Here is a 17,601-nt window from a genome sequence, read left to right on the forward strand (position 1 = left end):
AAAATCTCGCTAACAAATAATATGTTATTTAACAAAACAAAGACCTAATTAAAATCAAGGATATTATGATTAAAAATTTCACATTACACTTATTCCTATTTTTATCGCTAATCTCTTTTTCGCAAAAAAAATCACACACCGTAGAAATCAAAATTAAAGAACCAATAGTTGATTTTGGATATAATGTTGTTAAAGTTATAGACAATAGGTTAGTAAAAACAAATATTGGTTTTGCTCAAAAAGGAATGTTTAACAAGCGTTTTCCAGCTATTTTACCTGAGTCTTTTGAGCCATATATGCTAAAAATTTTACAAACTTTGATTCCGAATAAAGAAACATCAAAAGATTTAATTTTAGTTTTCAATGAATTGAATGTTTCAGAGCATACTAAAGCTACAGCTGAAATTGGAAGAGCTAGAATACAAATTGAATTTTTAAAATCCAAGGAAGACCAGCTTATTTTAATTGGCGAAGCAGAAGCACAAATAGAAAGTAAAGGTCTTGATGTAACTAAAAAACACGGTATTCGCATTTTAAAAGGTATTGTGGCATGTATTGAACAATCTAAAAAAGAGATGGATTACGATTCAGAAGGTATCGTTTATAATTTTGACCAAAAAACAGATTTTGACTTCACAAAAATACCACAGAAAGGGCTTTATGCAAGTTTTAATAAGCTTGCTTTAGGGGATACTATTGATTTAGGGAAAAAATATCAACTTCAGAAAAAGGGCACAAAAACCTATCCAAAATATTTTCTTAAAGATGAAAATAATAAAAGAATAAAAAAAAGAATGATGGCTATTTCTGACGGAGAGTCCATTTACATTCATGCATCGAGGTATAGTTATGATTTTCATTACACAAAATCTAAAGAGATCGGGAGGTATATTTATTTTGAAGATAAATTTACTGATCCTGTTGCTGCCGCAGTTTTTGGGCTTATGGGTGCTGCTATGAGTAATGTGGGAAGAGCTATTGTTCTTGATACAAAAACTGGTTTAGTCAAAATATTAAATGAAAAGACGATTAATGAAATAGTACAAGATTTCTCAGAAATAAAAAAGGATTACAACAATTCAAACAGAAATATCAAAAACAAAAGAGAGTTAATTGTAAGACTTAACGAAAAATTTAAATAATAAATTTAAAAGAGCGTCGCAATAAAACTTGCTGTAAAATTTGGAGATTTGCATTAATTTTAAAAAAGAGCTTTGATTTACTATTTAAAGTATCATAAAAGTTTTATTTGATGAAGATTTATGATTCTCATTTAACTATTTGTTAGTAACTTTTTAATGGTAAGAACTACAAAGACCACATTTATGTGGTCTTTGTGGTTTTAATGATTTGATTTTTTATTTATTTAACAATGATCCTTTTTGGAGTTTCGCCGTTAATTTGAATGAAATAAATTCCTGTAGCAAATCCATCAGTTGCTATTGATGACATTCCGTTTTCAGCCTTAATGCTGTTGACTAAATTACCTGAAACATCAAAAACATTAATAGTAGCGTTTTTGGTAGTGTTGGCAATAAAAACCTTATGCCCAGCACTTACTGGATTAGGGTAAATCAATATTTCAGCATCATGCTTAACATCCGTTGAAGCTAAAGTTCTGCTACTAGTACTACTTGTAGTAATTTTCCAATTAAAAGTTTCCCAGCTACGGTCAGCATTTCCTTTAGGAAAAACAGCAGTATTACTTTGATTGTGTGGTGCTTGTAGCCATTTACCAGAATGCAAACTTTTTAATGCTACTTTTCCGGCTCCCTTTGAAACCCACTCAAAACGTTCCCATCCTTTGGTGTCAATTCCTCTGGCTCCAACAATAACGTTTTGATTAAATCCACTTACTTGTAAATAGCGCTGTGAGTTCAAATTAAATAAAGCTACACCGCCTAGTGGATGACTAACAATTCTAAATTTTTGACGGTTACCAAAGGCTTGACTTTGATTTGCATAAATATCGTTATTTAATTCCAGAACTGCGGATAAGTATTTGAAATCGCCACCTGATTTTTGTAATGTAATTACCTGTCCAACAGGAATTCCAGAAACAGCAGGAGTACTCGGTGCTGAAGGTGAAGCGCCAACATTTCCACGAATGTTAGCTGTCATTCTAAATACCTGCATTGCCATAGAGGTGATAAATCCACCAGCATCAGGAAAACGTACCGAAACATTATTAGCATTCGCTTTTAATAAACTTAAGGGCACATCTACTTCAACTATGGAATGGAATCGCTCTCTAAAATTTTGTCCTGCGCCAGATCCTCTCCATTGTTTTGCACTATTTATTTCAGTTCCATTTACAAACACTCGAGGTAATTTTTGCAAATTATGTGCACGTCCAACACCGATACGTAAAGTAGCTTCACCAAACCTAGGTTTGTTACCTATATTGATGTTAAAGTTTTGATTTTGATTTGCTTCAATATATTCAAGGTATGATGCAGCATTACGATTTGCATAATGTTTGGTTTCGTTTGAAGTTTGGTTTACGTTGATATTATTTTTAAAATGATACCTTAAAATCATGGTAGCTTCAGCTCCAATAGTCATGGTACTTGCTTTATTTGTGCCTACAAAACGAGGGCTATAAAAAGGATTCCCATTAGCATCAGCAAATAAATGTTTTTCCTGTACATATTCAACAGGATTAGTGCCAGTACCTCTAATATTCAAGTTAAAGCTTTTTGATGTACGGTATAAGTTATTTACAATTACATATAAATCTTTACCTTGTACGTAGGAGTCTACTTGTAAATTAACGTCTGCTTGCTTAGAATCTACTCGTGTTCCTCTTACGTCGGACCAAAGTTGGTAAAAGCGTATTAATTCAGTATAACTGTAATTTTGGTTTGGCACATTACGGTTAGAACCAAATGGATTATTTCGGTTTACCCAATAGGTACCATAAGGTTCGTTATTGTTTTTCATTAACCTCCATGAGTATGGGAAGCCAACGCCAGGTGAAATTGGAGAATTTTCAGCCAAGCCATAAGCCCACTCTGCTTTAATAGGAACAAAAGGTATTGCTTTAACAATTTGATCCGGGCGCTCCATGAACTGCATCATCATAGAACTCATTGAGCGTAATGAGTACCAATCCCTACGAGGGGTATACCTTTCTCTATAGTTGTTATTTAATTGTGAACCGTATTCAGATATTAAAAATGGCTTTTTCTTTCCAGTAATAAAACCATAATTTTCTAATTGATCCAAAGTAGCTTCAATATTTCCTCCTTTACGAAATGCCCAGTCACGATTACCTGAGCCGAAAACTGGTTGATCGTAAATATGTAATGAATAAAAGTCCATAGCACCACCGGCAATGTCAATAAAGCGCTTCCATCGGTCATTCCACTGACCAAAATTTCGTTTGTCTAGTAATGGAAAGGCTGTAGTCCAACCACCAACTTTAGGTCTTCCGTTTGCAGGAACATTGTTTTTATAAGTAATCGCGGCATCTTTGTGAAATGCAAAAATACGATCCAATGGTTCAGGACTTTTTCCTTCAGGAATAAAATCAACCAAAGGGAATACGGGTTCATTCAGGATTTCGATATATGATGGTCTTGGTCTTCCAGTGGTGCCACCATTACCATGTTTTTTTACCCAAGCAGCAGCCCGGCGTCCCCAGGCGAATCCATCAGCATTAAATTGTACATAGGCTTTTTCCTGAGCAGCAACTACTAAATCCTGATCACGTTCGTAATCAAAACGGTCGCTTAATGCAGGATAGCTGAAACCTTCGGACACACCTAAGCTTTGACTGTTAATTTGAGCAGCACTAAAACCTGTTATGGCACGCGTAAATGCTCCAGTTTCTCGGGATAACCAGGCATCTAGCGTACGGGTAAGTTCAAATAATCGACCAGGGGCACCACCTTCTCCATTTTGGCCATTCCAGTCGGCTTCAAAATTTGCCGAATGCACGGTGATGTACTTCTTTCTGTCAAAATTAGATTTTCCTCCCACTTGATGTTTAGTGTGTGCATTTACTTCAACATTAATTTGGGCTTGACTAGTCAAGCCTAATAATAGTGCTAGTGATCCCAGCGCAATTTTAAAAAATTGTTTTTTCATTTTGGTAGGTTTGTTTTGTGTGCTGTTAAGTACGTATATCGGTGTAGGATATACTTTACGTTATGTTTATGTTAGTGTTAATTTTTTAAATTTTATTAAGGCGTCACTTAAATTTTTACAGGGATTTTAGTGTGCTGTAAATGTATCGTTTAGATTGTTTTTGGAAGTATAATTGTTACGTGAAAATTTGGAATAATAATGCGATTTTGATCTTTTTTAAACAGTAAATAGTAGGTTTAAAATGTAATTAATCGATTTTATTAGTCATTTTATCTAAAAACATTTTCGTAAACAAAATTTAAAAAAGTCAATTTGAACTAAAGGAAGTATATAAAGTGTTTAACTTTACAGGTCTTTTTGAAATTTAAATATGAGAATGGGCATAAAAAAAACTGCTCGCAAAGCAGTTTTTTTGAATTAAAGGTAGTTCAGCTTTATGAAATATGGGCTTTCAAAAACCAAGTCATCTTTTCATGTATCTGAATCAAACTAGTAATGTAGTCGCTCGTACCAGCATCATCAAAGTCTTCGGCAAAACTATTAATCAAGGGTCTTATATATTGTATTACGCTTTCATGATCTGCCACTAAGGCTTCAATAAATGATTTACTATTTCTTTCTTGACCAGAAAGTTCATTCAATGTAGTTAATTTTGAAAATTCAGTCAAACTAGCAGGAGCTTCAAAACCTAACATTCGGATGCGTTCGGCAATTTCATCAATGATTTCAGTCAATTGGTTATACTGCGTTTCAAAAAGTACATGTTTGTCAACAAAGTCAATTCAAATAACGTTCCAATGAGCGTTTCTTGTTTTTAAATTAAGGACAAATTCATTAGCAAGTAGGGTTTTGAGGTGTTCAACAACTGCTTTCCTATTTTTTTCTTCTATACCTATATTTGATTTCATATGGAGTTTTTTTGTAACCTAAAGATAGTAGCTATCCTTTTTTAAACTTAATTTATGACGACTTTTTTTAGATATTAGGTGGGTTTTGAAGCAAAAATGTTGAGCTAAAATGCAAATTCATCTAACCTGAAGAAAGATTGTGAATGACAGCTAGAAAAAAATGGCGTTAAAATTTCAAATTGATTTAATAGATGCCAAATAAAGATCCGCGTCCCTAAAAGTAATACTATATTACCGCTATGTTAATAGTAAAGAAATGGATTGAAGAAAAACTGGAACATATTGAGTTATTCTTCTTGCCTTCTTATTCTCCAGAGAAAAACCCTGATGAGTATCTAAACTGTGATTTAAAATATGCTTTATCTGAAAAACCTGCTCCTAAAAACGAAAAACAGCTTGAAGAAAATGTCAAGAATCATATGAAAATGCTAACTGAAAATAGCCAAAGAGTAGCTAAATATTTTAACCATAAAGATATGAAATACGCAGCATAAAATCTCTATTTATTGCCGTCGGGTTAATAACTTAAAAAAGTTATTTTCAAGTTGAAAACCATTCCCGAAATAAAATTTTAAGGAATGTTCAGGTACTTGTGCGTTTGTAAAGAAATTTTCCATTTGGGGTGTTTCATTACATAGTCTACAATAAGCGGAATCACTTTGTCGCGTTTGCTCCATTCTGGCTGTAAATACAAAATGCAATTTTCTGAAACTTTTGCGGCTTGCTCTTCGGCGAAAGTAAAATCAGACGTGTTGTAAATGATCACTTTAAGTTCATTTGCTTTTTTATACACGCTTTGTGTGGGTAATTTCATTTTTTTTAGGAGATAAACAAATCCAATCCCATTCGCCAGAAAGCTCGTATGCGCCAGAAGTTTCAATGTGTATTTGTGCATTTTTTTCATGTAGCCCTTTAGTTAAATGACTCATGTCCCAGGTTAATGGTTCTCCTCCTGTAACAACAATTACATTGCTGTATTTAACAGCATTTTCAATAATGGTTTTGGTACTTGTGGGCGGATGTAGTTCCGCATTCCAGCTTTCTTTAACATCGCACCAATGGCAACCCACATCACAACCACCGATCCTTATAAAATAAGCAGCTGTGCCTTTATGATATCCTTCGCCTTGAATGGTATAAAACTCCTCCATTAAAGGAAGCATTTTTCCCATTGCTACCAAGTTGTTAATTTCCGTTTTTGTCATACAGTTGCAAAGATACTGGTTTATGTTTTAGTTCGTAGGAAATAAATAGTCTTAAGGTTTTTTTTGTCTACTGATTTTGCTACATAATATTGTAATTCAAAAAATAAAGTGCTGTGAATCTAATAATAAGTCTAATTTTAATTTTAATTAAAATGTGAGTTTAATTCAATAAATCTAAGCATAGATTATTTGTTTTTTTATTTGGAAATCTATAAAAAGGAACAGCATAATTTAATTGAGTTTATTTTTGTTGGTAAGAAATCTTTATTTTTAGGCATTAAAAAACACAGAATGAGCAAAACGGAAGCATTTATTGAAGAAATTCAAAAAGGATATACATTTAAAGGGGATTATATTGCTTTAGGCGGAGCAATGCACAATGAACAAACATTTGCCGATGCACAAATAAAAATTCCGTTAAAGACTCTTAATAGACATGGTTTAATTGCTGGAGCTACAGGTACTGGAAAAACAAAAACGCTACAAGTATTGGCTGAAAATTTGAGTAATAAAGGGATTCCAGTATTACTTATGGATTTAAAAGGCGATTTGAGTGGTATTGCGCAACCAAGTCCTGGCCATTCTAAAATTGATGAACGTCATAAAAAAATAGGGATTCCATTTCATGCCAGCGGTTTTCCTGTTGAGGTGTTAACACTTTCTGAACAAAAGGGGACTCGTTTAAGGGCAACAGTAAGTGAATTCGGTCCAGTGCTGCTTTCACGTATATTAAATGTAACTGAAACCCAAGCAGGAATATTAGCTATTATATTTAAATATTGTGATGACAATAAATTACCTCTTTTAGATTTAAATGACTTAAAAAAAGCATTACAATACGCTACAGGAGAAGGAAAGGAAGAGATTCAAAAAGAATACGGAAGTATTTCTAAAACATCTACGGGCTCAATTATCAGGAAAATAATTGAAATTGAACAACAAGGAGGAGATTTGTTTTTTGGTGAACGTTCGTTTGAAATTGATGACTTATTGAGACAAGATGATGAAGGCAGGGGATATGTTAATATCATCCGTTTAACGGATATACAGGATAAACCTAAGTTATTTTCAACTTTTATGTTAAGCCTTCTGGCAGAAATTTATAGTACAATGCCAGAACAAGGAGATAGCGATAGACCAGAATTGGTGTTGTTTTTGGATGAAGCGCATTTGATTTTTAATCAGGCATCATCAGCATTGTTGGATCAAATTGAAAATATTGTTAAGCTGATTCGTTCAAAAGGAGTAGGCTTATATTTTGTTACGCAAAACCCTACCGATGTGCCCGATGGTGTTTTAGGACAATTAGGGTTAAAAATACAACATGCCTTACGAGCTTTTACTGCAAAGGATAGAAAGGCGATTAAATTAACTGCGGAAAATTACCCAATTTCGAAATTTTATGATACTGCCGAGGTACTGACATCACTAGGAATTGGTGAAGCTTTAGTTTCGGCGCTAGACGAAAAAGGAAGACCTACGCCACTTGCACAAACTATGTTAAGAGCCCCCATGAGTAGGATGGATATATTGAGTGAAAATGAATTAAAGGAGTTGGTTGAAACTTCTGCATTAGCAAAAAAATACAATGAAACTATTGATAAGGAAAGTGCTTATGAAATGTTGAATGAAAAAATTGCAAAAGCAGAAGCAGCAACAGCAAAAGAAGTTGCAAAAGCAGAAAGAGAAAAACTAAATAAGAAAAATACAAGTAAAAGATCCACTTCTAAAAGAAGTAGCTCTAACGGAACGCAAAAAGCTATTATAAAGGTGTTAACAAGTGCAACTTTTATAAGGGGAGCTCTTGGGATACTAAACAAAATGATGCGTTAAGTGATACAATAAATTAATGGATAGGTATTAGGGATTATAAACTTTAGTCTATTAAAATTTTTAGTATTGTTGTTAACAAGTAGCTTGCTCTGCTACTTATAAATAGTAAGCTATGATTTCATTTTAATGAACTCACTTAATGTGCCTGTAAGGAATAGTCAAAACAAAATGATAAGAGGTGTTGTTTTTTTTCAAAAAGAAGTTATGTTTGTGTTTTAAATTGAAATTATAAGTATCATGAAAACTAAGTATATTTCATTAATTGCTATAGCAACATTTACTATTTTTAGTTGCCAAAAGAAAACAAACCCTTTCGAAATAGGGATGGATCACATTGGTGAACTGACCAAAACAAGCACGGTTAAAGATTTAGATAAAATTTATGAAAATGATTCCGTGGTAAAGCATATTGCAGGTGATGAATTTGTAGGGAATGCGAATGAAATTGAAATATACGATAAGCAAGGAAAGCAATTGTTAATTTTGGAAGCTAGTCAAGAGTTTGATTCTACAGCAACCATCAAATCCATAAGGGTAATTGATCCACGTTTTAAAACTGCTAAGGGTTTTGGAAGTGTAAGTACTTTTAAAGACTTGAAGGACAATTATACTATATCGAAAATTACAAACACATTGAGTACAGTGCTGGTGGATATTAATGAAATTAATGCATATGTGGCTATAGATAAAAAAGAGTTGCCAAATCAAATACAGTTTGATACAAAAACGAAAATTGAAGCGGTTAATATTCCCGATGATGCCAAAATAAAGTATTTTTGGTTAAACTGGGAGTAATATAAAAAAGGCTGTTTTTTTACAGTCTTTTTTTATGACTTTTTTTTTAAAGAGGGGCAACGGTTTAATTTCAAATACAAGCATATGCTAATTTTAATTACAAGTAGAAGCAAAAATTTTGTTTGTGTAAAAAATTGTAGAAAGTGCAATTCTAGTAGTGTTGCTTAGTTATTTAAAGAGGTATAATTAAATCCACACAAGGAGTTATTTATAATAAAAAAAACAGTAATACTACTACCATAAGCGAAATTATATGGCAAATCAATTAAAGAATATTGTTCCAATAGTAATTGGTAAGCAGTTGGAACTTAGGTCGCTTTGGGCAACTGAAAAAGCTGTAGATCAAGCCTTTCATTTATTTTGTTCGCCTCAAAAAGGACGTGTTAGACCCGATGAGGAGAATTTTTTACAAGATGCAAAATTAGAAAAAGTGCTTACAAATGGTCATAAAATTCAAACTTACCAATGGAAAGGATCAGGAGTTACAATACTATTGTTGCATGGTTGGGAAAGTAATACGTATCGCTGGAAGACTTTAATTACTGAGCTGCAAACAAAGAACTTTAATATTATTGCAGTTGATGCGCCCGCACAGGGGTATTCCAGTGGACGCTACTTGAGTGTGCCGCTGTATGTAAATTGTATTCAAGATATTTTGAAAAAACACCAGCCAGAAATTTTAATAGGACATTCATTAGGGGGGATGACGGCAATCTACAATCAGTACTTAAATCCTGCTACTAGTGTATCAAAAATAATTTCGCTAGGTCCGCCTTCAGAGTTGTCTCTTTTTATGAAAGGATTTCAAAATACGTTGAGACTTTCAGATAGTTTTATGGAAAAGCTAGACCACTATTTGTATAAAAAATTTGGTTTTTATGCAGGAGGGTTTTCTATTGCTGAATTTGCAAAAAATATCGAAATATCAGGGTTATTGATTTTAGAGAAAAAAGATAAATTGGCTCCTTATAAATATTCCAAAAAAATTGCTGATAATTGGAAAAATTGTGAGTTGTACACTGTTGAAAATGTAGGGCATTCGCTTCAATCCAGTGAAATTAATACTAAAATTTTAGATTTTTTAACGCTATAAGCTTTCTACTTTATTCATTTTTAAATAGTTGAAAGGTAATACATCATCGTTTAATGAAATTGCAAGTCAGCTTAATTATTAAAATAGCGTCAACTACTTTGTGCAAGGGTAGAGGATAAATATATTATTTTTGTAAAAAAAATATATATTGGAAACTTCAGAAACAAGGCTAAATAAGTATTTGAGCGAAATTGGATATTGTTCCAGAAGGGCTGCAGATAAGCTCATTGAAGAACAACGGATACTGGTAAATAATGAATTGCCACAAATGGGGCAAAAAATAACACCTGAAGATGAAATACGTGTTGACGGTAAAAAAATTCAAGATGCCAAACGTGCGCATGTGTATTTGGCTTTTAATAAACCCGTAGGCGTTGTTTGTACGACTGATGCGCGAGAAGAAAATAATATCATTGACTTTATTGATTACCCGCAGCGCATTTTCCCGATAGGGAGGTTGGACAAACCCAGTGAGGGACTTATTTTATTAACCAGTGATGGTGATATTGTAAATAAAATTTTGCGCTCACGTTACAATCATGAAAAAGAATATATAGTTACGGTAGATAAATTAATTACTCCTGATTTTATCAAACGAATGAGTAACGGAATTCCTATTTTAGATACGGTGACTAAACAGTGCGTTGTTGAAGAAATTAGCAAATTTAGCTTCAGAATAATTTTAACCCAAGGTTTGAATAGACAAATAAGAAGAATGTGTGAGTATTTAGGCTATGAAGTAGTAAAGCTAAAAAGGGTTCGAATTATGGATATAAAATTGCAATCAAATGTAGGAGAATACGTACTAATATCTCAAAAAGAGATGATTGCAAACTTAAAATCTGACGATAAAGAAGAATTAATTGCAGAAAAAAAGATGCAAAAAAGATTAAAAAACCGTATTTTAAGTTCAGATTCTAAAAAAATAATTAAAAAAAGTAGACCTGTACGAAGAACCAGAAAAGACAGGTAACATCGGGAAAAACACCAATCGTAAGTTGTTTATTTATAAAGTTTTATGAAATTTCAAAGAAAAAGACTACATGTTTTTTTGATGTAAAAAAACAGTTTATTGTTGAAAAAACAAACTTTAAAACAATAAAAACATACGTTTTGTCGATTTTCTTACTAAAATCTATTATATTTGATTTGTATTGGAAGCTCGCCTTTTTTTGGCATGTTTATTGAAAGCTAGCTAATACGAACATAAATTACTTAGAAAATATGAAAAAATTTTTAGCCTCAATTTTTATTTTTCTTAGCATCACTTTAGTTAATGCACAAGAAGAATTGTACTTCGTTTCAGTCGAGTCATCGTCATTACGAAGTGGACCCGGAACAAACTACAATGTTGTAGCTGAATTAGGAAAAGGAATGCAAGTGTTGCTTATCAGTGAAGATTTTGGAGATTGGTGGACTGTACAATATAAAACAATGAATGGTTTTATAAGAAGATCTGATATCTTAGCAGTACCAGCAGGAATTGTAATTCAACCCAATGAAGAAGATGAAAATGATGGAGATTATTATGAAGAAGAAGATAAATCTTCAAATAAATATGACGACTGGGAATCTACTGAATATGAAACGGGTGAAACACCAGAATGTTTAAATATTGTACCTGAATTTGATTATAGTTTAGATAATTATTTAAAAATCAATAATGTTGGCTCAAATACTGAAGCTGTAGTAAAGTTGATTAAGATTGACAACACTAATGGTGAAGAGTTGACATATCGAATTGCTTACATCCAAGATGGTGATGTACACCAAATGAAAAATATTCCGGCAGGTAAATATTATTTAAAGATTGCTTACGGAAAGGATTGGAGAGAGTTTACCGAAAACGGAAATTGTTTTGGTCGATTTGTTGAAAACCCTCAATATGAAAAAGGAGATGATATCGTTGATTTTACTCCAGTCAAAACTAGTAAGGGAACAGATGTGCCATCGTACGAGTTATCATTAGATGTTAGTAATTCAAGTTCGAATAGTTTAGAGACAGAAGATATTTCAGAAAAAGATTTTAATAATTAAATCTTACATAGGCTAATAAATAAAACCCGAAGCAAAGCTTCGGGTTTTTTGTTGCTATAAAATGATCCTTATTGCATTATGCTCACATATTGAAATATCTTATCAGTTTTAAATTTTCCAAACAGAAAATATGAATTTTTGTTCGGATGCAAAAAAAGCATAAACGCAACTATAGCGGTGGCGTTGTTTTGTTAAAGATTCAAATAATAAAAGAATGGTTTTAAAGGGGTGGTCCAATGTTTAAAAAAGTATGGTCGCAATCCAATCCCAGATCATCATCAGTAATTTTTTTCTTAACTTAAACTTAAACACAAGAATAGTGGTGGCTACAAATTGGATCTATAATAAAACATTTTAACAGTCAATTCAATGGATTAATTTTTTCAATAAAAAACGGTTAGGTGACAAGAAGCCAATAGTATAATTTTTAAACATTTAGTCGATAGAAGTTTTAGTTTTTTCTTTTCTATTCTATAAAGTTACGGTCAAAAAAAAAGAATAGTATTTCAACTTTAATGTGCATAATTTTTTGGTAAGTCGCATAAAATCTTCAGTAATAGTCAAACCAAAAACACTATTTTTGTTGTTTAATATTACAATAGCAATTAATGACAGGAACCGTTTATAAATCTACAGGAAGCTGGTATACAGTTAAAGGAGAAGACGGAGTGTTTTATAATTGCCGCATTAAAGGAAAATTTAGGATCAAGGGGATAAAAAGTACCAATCCTGTTTCAGTGGGGGATCACGTTGTTTTTAATTTAGAAATACAAGACGAACAGACAACAGGTGTTATTAATGAGATTAAAGAACGTACAAATTACATTGTTCGTAAATCAGTAAATTTATCGAAGCAAACGCATATAATAGCATCTAATATTGATGTTGTTTTTTTAGTAATCACATTAAATAATCCTCCAACATTTACGTCGTTTATTGATCGGTTTTTAGTTACTGCCATGGCATATGGGATTGAAGCTGTGTTATTATTTAATAAAATAGATACTTACAATAATGATGAGTTAGATGAAATACGCTATCTAGCTCATTTGTATAGGAATATTGGATATGAGTGCGAGGGAATTTCAGCCAAAACAGGTAAAAATATGGATAAGGTAAAATCCATGATGGAAGGTAAGGTCAGCATGTTTTCAGGACATAGTGGAGTTGGGAAATCTACATTAGTAAATGCCATTCAACCCAGCCTGCATTTAAAAACTACTGAAATTAGTGATCAGCATAAACAAGGGCAGCATACTACTACATTTGCTGAAATGTATGATCTTGAAAAAGGAATTAAAATTATTGATACCCCAGGAATAAAAGGTTTTGGCGTTGTGGATATGAAACCCGCAGAAATTAGTGGTTATTTTTCTGAGTTTTTTGAGCGTCAATCGGAATGCAAGTTTAATAATTGTTTACACAAGGATGAGCCAAAGTGTGCGATAAAAGAGGCGTTAGAAAATGGCGAGATAGCTTGGTCGCGTTATAAAAGTTACCTGCAAATATTGGAAGGTGATGATACGCATTATCGTAAAAATGAATATGCAAAAGATGTATGAGGGTAGTTGTTCAAAGGGTGTCCGAAGCTTCGGTAGCGGTAAATAAAGAAACGGTTGGTGAAATAGGTGCCGGATTGTTAGTGCTGCTGGGAATTGAAAATACTGATGGTGAAGAAGATATAGATTGGCTAGTTAAAAAATTGACGCAACTTCGCATTTTTCCTGGTCAAGCAGGAACTATTGACAAAAGTGTTCAAGATATTGATGGAGACATTCTTCTAATTAGCCAATTTACATTGCATGCCAGTACAAAAAAAGGAAACAGACCTAGTTTTTTAAACTCAGCTAAGCCAGCAATTGCGCAACCCCTTTACGAGCAATTTGTAAATAAGTTAACAATTAAACTAGGCAAGCCTATAGCTACGGGTATATTTGGAGCTGATATGAAAGTAGCATTAGTTAATGATGGTCCTGTTACTATATGTATAGATACAAAAAATAAAGAATAATCCAAGTTGCAAGTGTTACTCAAATTATTAAAATCCATCAACTGAAAGCTTGCAAATAAAAATTAAAAAAACAATGGATATTAAAAATGCACAACTTGCGGTTGACGATTGGATAAAAAATCATGGTGTAAGGTATTTTAATGAGCTTACCAATATGGCTCAATTGACCGAAGAGGTAGGTGAAGTAGCCCGAATTATAGCAAGGCGCTATGGGGAACAAAGTGAAAAAGAGAGCGACAAAAATAAAGACTTAGGAGAGGAGTTGGCTGATGTGGTTTTTGTAGTTTTGTGCCTGGCTAACCAAACAGGTGTCAATTTAGAAGAAGCATTTAGCAAAAAGCTAGATTTAAAAGCGGAACGTGATCATGACAGGCATCATAATAACGCAAAATTAAAGTAGCGTATGTTTAAACAAATAATGAGTTCTGAGGCTTACTGGCGTTCAGTAATAAGGTTAGGTTTTCTATTTGCTGTTGTATTTAGTATTGTTGAGCATGTTGGACAGTATAAAGGAATTAATTTTGACGGTTTTAAGGCTGATGTAATAGATAAAGGATTAATATTTAGGTATGTCAGAGCAAAAGTAGTTGGAGGGTTAATTTATGGATTAATAGTGTCGTTTGTTTTTCAACGTCGTAAAATTATTGAGAGTAAAAGGAAATAATGAAATTAGATTTAACACAAATAGCAGATATTTCGAATGAAAAACTGCAAATAACAGGTTCAAAAAGTGAGGCAAACAGGTTATTAATTTTACAAGCTTTATATCCTAAAATTGCTATTGAAAATTTGTCAAATAGTGACGACTCGCAGGTGATGCAGGAAGCTATAGCTAGCACTGATGAATTGGTAGATATTCATCACGCAGGTACTGCTATGCGTTTTTTGACATCCTATTTTGCCACACGAGCAAATCGAAAAACAGTGCTCACTGGTAGCGCGCGTATGCAACAACGACCGATCAAAATTTTAGTGGATGCTTTAAAAGATTTAGGGGCGGATATAGCTTATCAAAAAGAAGAGGGGTATCCACCAATAGTACTTAAAGGCAAAAAACTTTCAAAAAGCAAAGTGAGTCTTAAGGCAAATGTGAGTAGTCAATACATTTCATCGTTAATGTTAGTGGCACCTTCATTGGAAAATGGGTTGGAAATTACTTTAGAAGGGAAAGTGACCTCTGTACCTTACATAAAAATGACACTATCGCTATTAAAAGAAATAGGGGTTACTGGTAGTTTTGAAAACAATGTTATAAAAATAGCTCCAAAAGTAACTTCAAACGCTAGTACCATTGTAGTGGAGTCTGATTGGAGTTCAGCTTCTTATTTTTATAGTTTAGTAGCGCTCTCAAAAAATGCAAAAATTGAGTTAGGGAGTTATAAAAAATCAAGTTATCAAGGAGATGCCGCTTTAGCAGAAGTTTATAAAAACTTAGGCGTAAAAACTTCATATGAAAATAATAAAATTACGCTGGAAAAAATTACCGAAGTATCTCCCAATAAAGATGCTTTTGATGGTGTATTAGATTTAGCAAATTCACCAGATATTGCACAAACAATTGCGGTTACTTGTTTTGGTTTGTGTGTATCTTGTCATTTAACAGGCTTACATACACTTAAGATAAAGGAGACCGATCGTTTGGAGGCCTTAAAGGCAGAAATTGAAAAACTAGGAGGGAGCGTATCAATTACGGAAAATGCATTAAAACTAGAAGTGGCATCAAAAATAAAGTCAGGTGTAGCTATTGATACTTATCAGGATCATAGAATGGCTATGGCATTTGCACCTTTAGCTTTAAGAACATCATTGGTCATTAATGAGGCAGAAGTAGTAAGCAAATCATATCCAGATTTTTGGTCAGATATGAAAAAATTAGGTTTCAAAATTGCCGAATTGTAATATTGAATCAGCACTGCATTTGCAGTATTTGTTTTAAGGGAAAGGAAAAGTCATGACTGTATCATGGCTTTTTTTAATCAGTTTTCAGTTGTTTCTGACTTAAAATTCTAGTTTCTTTTTTCGTAGTTCAAAATTCTGACCTAAATACACCCTGCGTACAGTTTCATCTTCAGCTAACTCTTCGGGAACACCAGATTTAAGAATGCTTCCTTCAAACATAAGATAAGTTTTATCAGTAATAGCTAGGGTTTCTTGCACATTGTGATCGGTAATTAGGATTCCAATATTTTTATCTTTAAGTCGCGCCACTATACGTTGAATATCTTCTACAGCTACGGGATCTACCCCCGCAAAGGGTTCGTCAAGCAAAATAAAATTAGGACTTGTGGCAAGTGCACGTGCAATTTCTGTTCTTCGGCGTTCGCCACCACTAAGGAGGTCGCCACGATTTTTGCGTATATGTCCCAGGCTAAATTCATCAATTAATGATTCCATTTTTAAGTGCTGCTCCTTTTTGGAAAGTTTGGTTAGTTGTAATACACTTAAAATATTTTCTTCAATACTAAGTTTTCTAAAAACAGAAGCTTCCTGAGCTAGGTACCCAATACCATTTTGGGCACGTTTGTACATAGCATAATTGGTAATGTTGGTGTTGTCTAAATAAATATTTCCTCCATTAGGTTTAACAAATCCAACAATCATATAAAAAGAGGTGGTTTTACCAGCACCATTAGGTCCAAGTAGTCCAACAATTTGACCTTGATTTACTTCTAATGAAATTCCTTTCACTACTTTTCGTCCCTTGTAGGATTTCATCAAATTTTCAGCACGTAGTTTCATAATGTATACTTAAGGTAAAATTACTTTAATTTTTCTGTTTTTTTAAAACTGATTTAGAAATAAAAATGCTTATTTCGTACAGTATCAAAATAGGAATTGTAACAATTACTTGACTAGCTACATCGGGCGGAGTAATCACTGCAGCCAAAATTAATACAATTACCAAAGCGAACTTTCGATATTTTTTCAAAAGATCAGGTGTTACAATACCAACCCTTGATAAAAAATAAATTATAATAGGTAGTTCAAAAACTAATCCGCAAGCCAAAACAGATGCCCGAATGAGTGCAATATAACTCGAAAGATCAAATTCGTTCAAAACTTCGTTACTTACATTATAGCTTCCTAAGAAATTTATGGATAAAGGCGTGATAATATAATACCCAAAAAGGACGCCTAAAAAAAATAAAAGTGACGAAACAAATATAAAACCTTTAGCTGTTTTTTGTTCATGACTGTGCATGGCAGGCTTAATGAATTTCCAAAATTCAAAAACTACGTAAGGAAAAGAAATTATAAAACCAGCTGTAATTGCAGTCCAAATATGGGCTGAAAATTGTCCAGCCATGGTCCTACTTTGGATAATAAAAGGCAATTTTTCCAAACAAAAACTTTCGTCGAAGCCCAAAGATTTTGATAAATTACAGAATACACGATAGGTAAAGAAATCAACTTTTTTTGGGCCAAAAAGTATGGTGTCAAAAATAAAACCTTTAGCTAAAAAAGCAAATATAGCAGCAATTAATACGCCTAGTGTAGCTCTAATCAAATGCCACCTCAATTCTTCCAAGTGATCTAAAAAGGACATTTGTTGCGGATTTTTTGATTCTATTTGCTTCATAAATTGATATTGACTGCTAAAAAAGATGTAAAGATAACTTTTTATGT

Annotated in this window: 15 protein-coding genes and 2 pseudogenes; 12 read left to right on the forward strand and 5 right to left on the reverse strand. The window is 33.0% G+C overall.

The genetic code is table 11. From position 1 onward, the window contains the following. Nucleotides 1-65: 65 nt before the first annotated feature. Nucleotides 66-1,142, forward strand: coding sequence for a DUF6563 family protein (locus tag GMC_RS0110180; protein ID WP_010522037.1), 1,077 nt, complete (start codon nt 66-68; stop codon nt 1,140-1,142). A gap of 220 nt (nt 1,143-1,362) precedes the next feature. Here GMC_RS0110180 and GMC_RS0110185 read toward each other — a convergent pair whose 3' ends face one another. Together GMC_RS0110185 and GMC_RS22250 are read right to left on the reverse strand one after the other, a co-directional pair. Continuing rightward, a complete protein-coding gene (locus GMC_RS0110185; RefSeq protein ID WP_010522038.1) occupies nt 1,363-4,092 on the reverse strand; it encodes a T9SS type A sorting domain-containing protein in 2,730 nt (909 codons plus the stop codon). 434 nt (nt 4,093-4,526) lie between these two features. After that, a complete protein-coding gene (locus tag GMC_RS22250; RefSeq protein WP_262482010.1) occupies nt 4,527-4,874 on the reverse strand; it encodes a Dps family protein in 348 nt (115 codons plus the stop codon). A gap of 407 nt (nt 4,875-5,281) precedes the next feature. On the opposite strand from GMC_RS22250, the pseudogene GMC_RS0110195 reads away from it, so the two are divergent. Beyond that, nucleotides 5,282-5,494, forward strand: a pseudogene (locus GMC_RS0110195) (transposase); the annotation flags it as partial. A 77-nt stretch (nt 5,495-5,571) separates the two neighbouring features. On the opposite strand, the pseudogene GMC_RS19690 reads toward GMC_RS0110195, so the two are convergent. After that, nucleotides 5,572-6,205 (reverse strand): annotated as a pseudogene (locus GMC_RS19690) (7-carboxy-7-deazaguanine synthase QueE). 291 nt (nt 6,206-6,496) lie between these two features. Here GMC_RS19690 and GMC_RS0110205 point away from each other — a divergent pair. From GMC_RS0110205 to GMC_RS0110250, 10 genes are all read left to right on the forward strand, one after another. Further along, nucleotides 6,497-8,038 carry a helicase HerA-like domain-containing protein gene (locus tag GMC_RS0110205; RefSeq protein ID WP_010522042.1) on the forward strand — a complete coding sequence of 514 codons (1,542 nt, stop codon included), beginning with the start codon at nt 6,497-6,499 and terminating at the stop codon, nt 8,036-8,038. Between the two features lie 237 nt (nt 8,039-8,275). Further along, complete coding sequence (locus GMC_RS0110210; protein WP_010522043.1) at nt 8,276-8,833, forward strand: hypothetical protein; 558 nt, start codon at nt 8,276-8,278, stop codon at nt 8,831-8,833. A 253-nt stretch (nt 8,834-9,086) separates the two neighbouring features. Further along, nucleotides 9,087-9,926 (forward strand): alpha/beta fold hydrolase, encoded by an 840-nt coding sequence (locus GMC_RS0110215; RefSeq protein WP_010522044.1) that lies wholly within the window; start codon nt 9,087-9,089, stop codon nt 9,924-9,926. Between the two features lie 148 nt (nt 9,927-10,074). After that, nucleotides 10,075-10,899: a pseudouridine synthase gene (locus tag GMC_RS19695; RefSeq protein WP_010522045.1), complete on the forward strand. Its 825-nt coding sequence runs from the start codon at nt 10,075-10,077 to the stop codon at nt 10,897-10,899. Nucleotides 10,900-11,150: 251 nt separating this feature from the next. Then, complete coding sequence (locus tag GMC_RS0110225; RefSeq protein WP_010522046.1) at nt 11,151-11,963, forward strand: SH3 domain-containing protein; 813 nt, start codon at nt 11,151-11,153, stop codon at nt 11,961-11,963. Nucleotides 11,964-12,571: 608 nt separating this feature from the next. After that, a complete protein-coding gene (gene rsgA / locus GMC_RS0110230) occupies nt 12,572-13,525 on the forward strand; it encodes a ribosome small subunit-dependent GTPase A (RefSeq protein WP_010522047.1) in 954 nt (317 codons plus the stop codon). After that, nucleotides 13,522-13,974, forward strand: coding sequence for a D-aminoacyl-tRNA deacylase (gene dtd, locus GMC_RS0110235; protein ID WP_010522048.1), 453 nt, complete (start codon nt 13,522-13,524; stop codon nt 13,972-13,974). Before rsgA ends, dtd begins: the two co-directional genes overlap by 4 nt. A 73-nt stretch (nt 13,975-14,047) precedes the next feature. Continuing rightward, nucleotides 14,048-14,374: a nucleotide pyrophosphohydrolase gene (locus tag GMC_RS0110240; protein ID WP_010522049.1), complete on the forward strand. Its 327-nt coding sequence runs from the start codon at nt 14,048-14,050 to the stop codon at nt 14,372-14,374. Between the two features lie 18 nt (nt 14,375-14,392). Next, complete coding sequence (locus GMC_RS0110245; RefSeq protein WP_010522050.1) at nt 14,393-14,638, forward strand: hypothetical protein; 246 nt, start codon at nt 14,393-14,395, stop codon at nt 14,636-14,638. Continuing rightward, nucleotides 14,638-15,873, forward strand: coding sequence for a 3-phosphoshikimate 1-carboxyvinyltransferase (locus GMC_RS0110250; RefSeq protein ID WP_010522051.1), 1,236 nt, complete (start codon nt 14,638-14,640; stop codon nt 15,871-15,873). The genes GMC_RS0110245 and GMC_RS0110250 overlap by 1 nt, the downstream gene beginning before the upstream one ends. 99 nt (nt 15,874-15,972) lie before the next feature. Here GMC_RS0110250 and lptB read toward each other — a convergent pair whose 3' ends face one another. Together lptB and tatC are read right to left on the reverse strand one after the other, a co-directional pair. Then, complete coding sequence (lptB, locus tag GMC_RS0110255) at nt 15,973-16,713, reverse strand: LPS export ABC transporter ATP-binding protein (RefSeq protein WP_010522052.1); 741 nt, start codon at nt 16,711-16,713, stop codon at nt 15,973-15,975. Between the two features lie 25 nt (nt 16,714-16,738). Then, the gene (gene tatC / locus GMC_RS0110260) at nt 16,739-17,554 is read right to left on the reverse strand and encodes a twin-arginine translocase subunit TatC (RefSeq protein WP_010522053.1); all 816 of its coding nucleotides are present in this window, start codon (nt 17,552-17,554) and stop codon (nt 16,739-16,741) included. Nucleotides 17,555-17,601: the final 47 nt, after the last annotated feature.

Origin of the sequence: Aquimarina agarivorans (assembly GCF_000218485.1) — a bacterium.
Taxonomy (GTDB): domain Bacteria; phylum Bacteroidota; class Bacteroidia; order Flavobacteriales; family Flavobacteriaceae; genus Aquimarina; species Aquimarina agarivorans.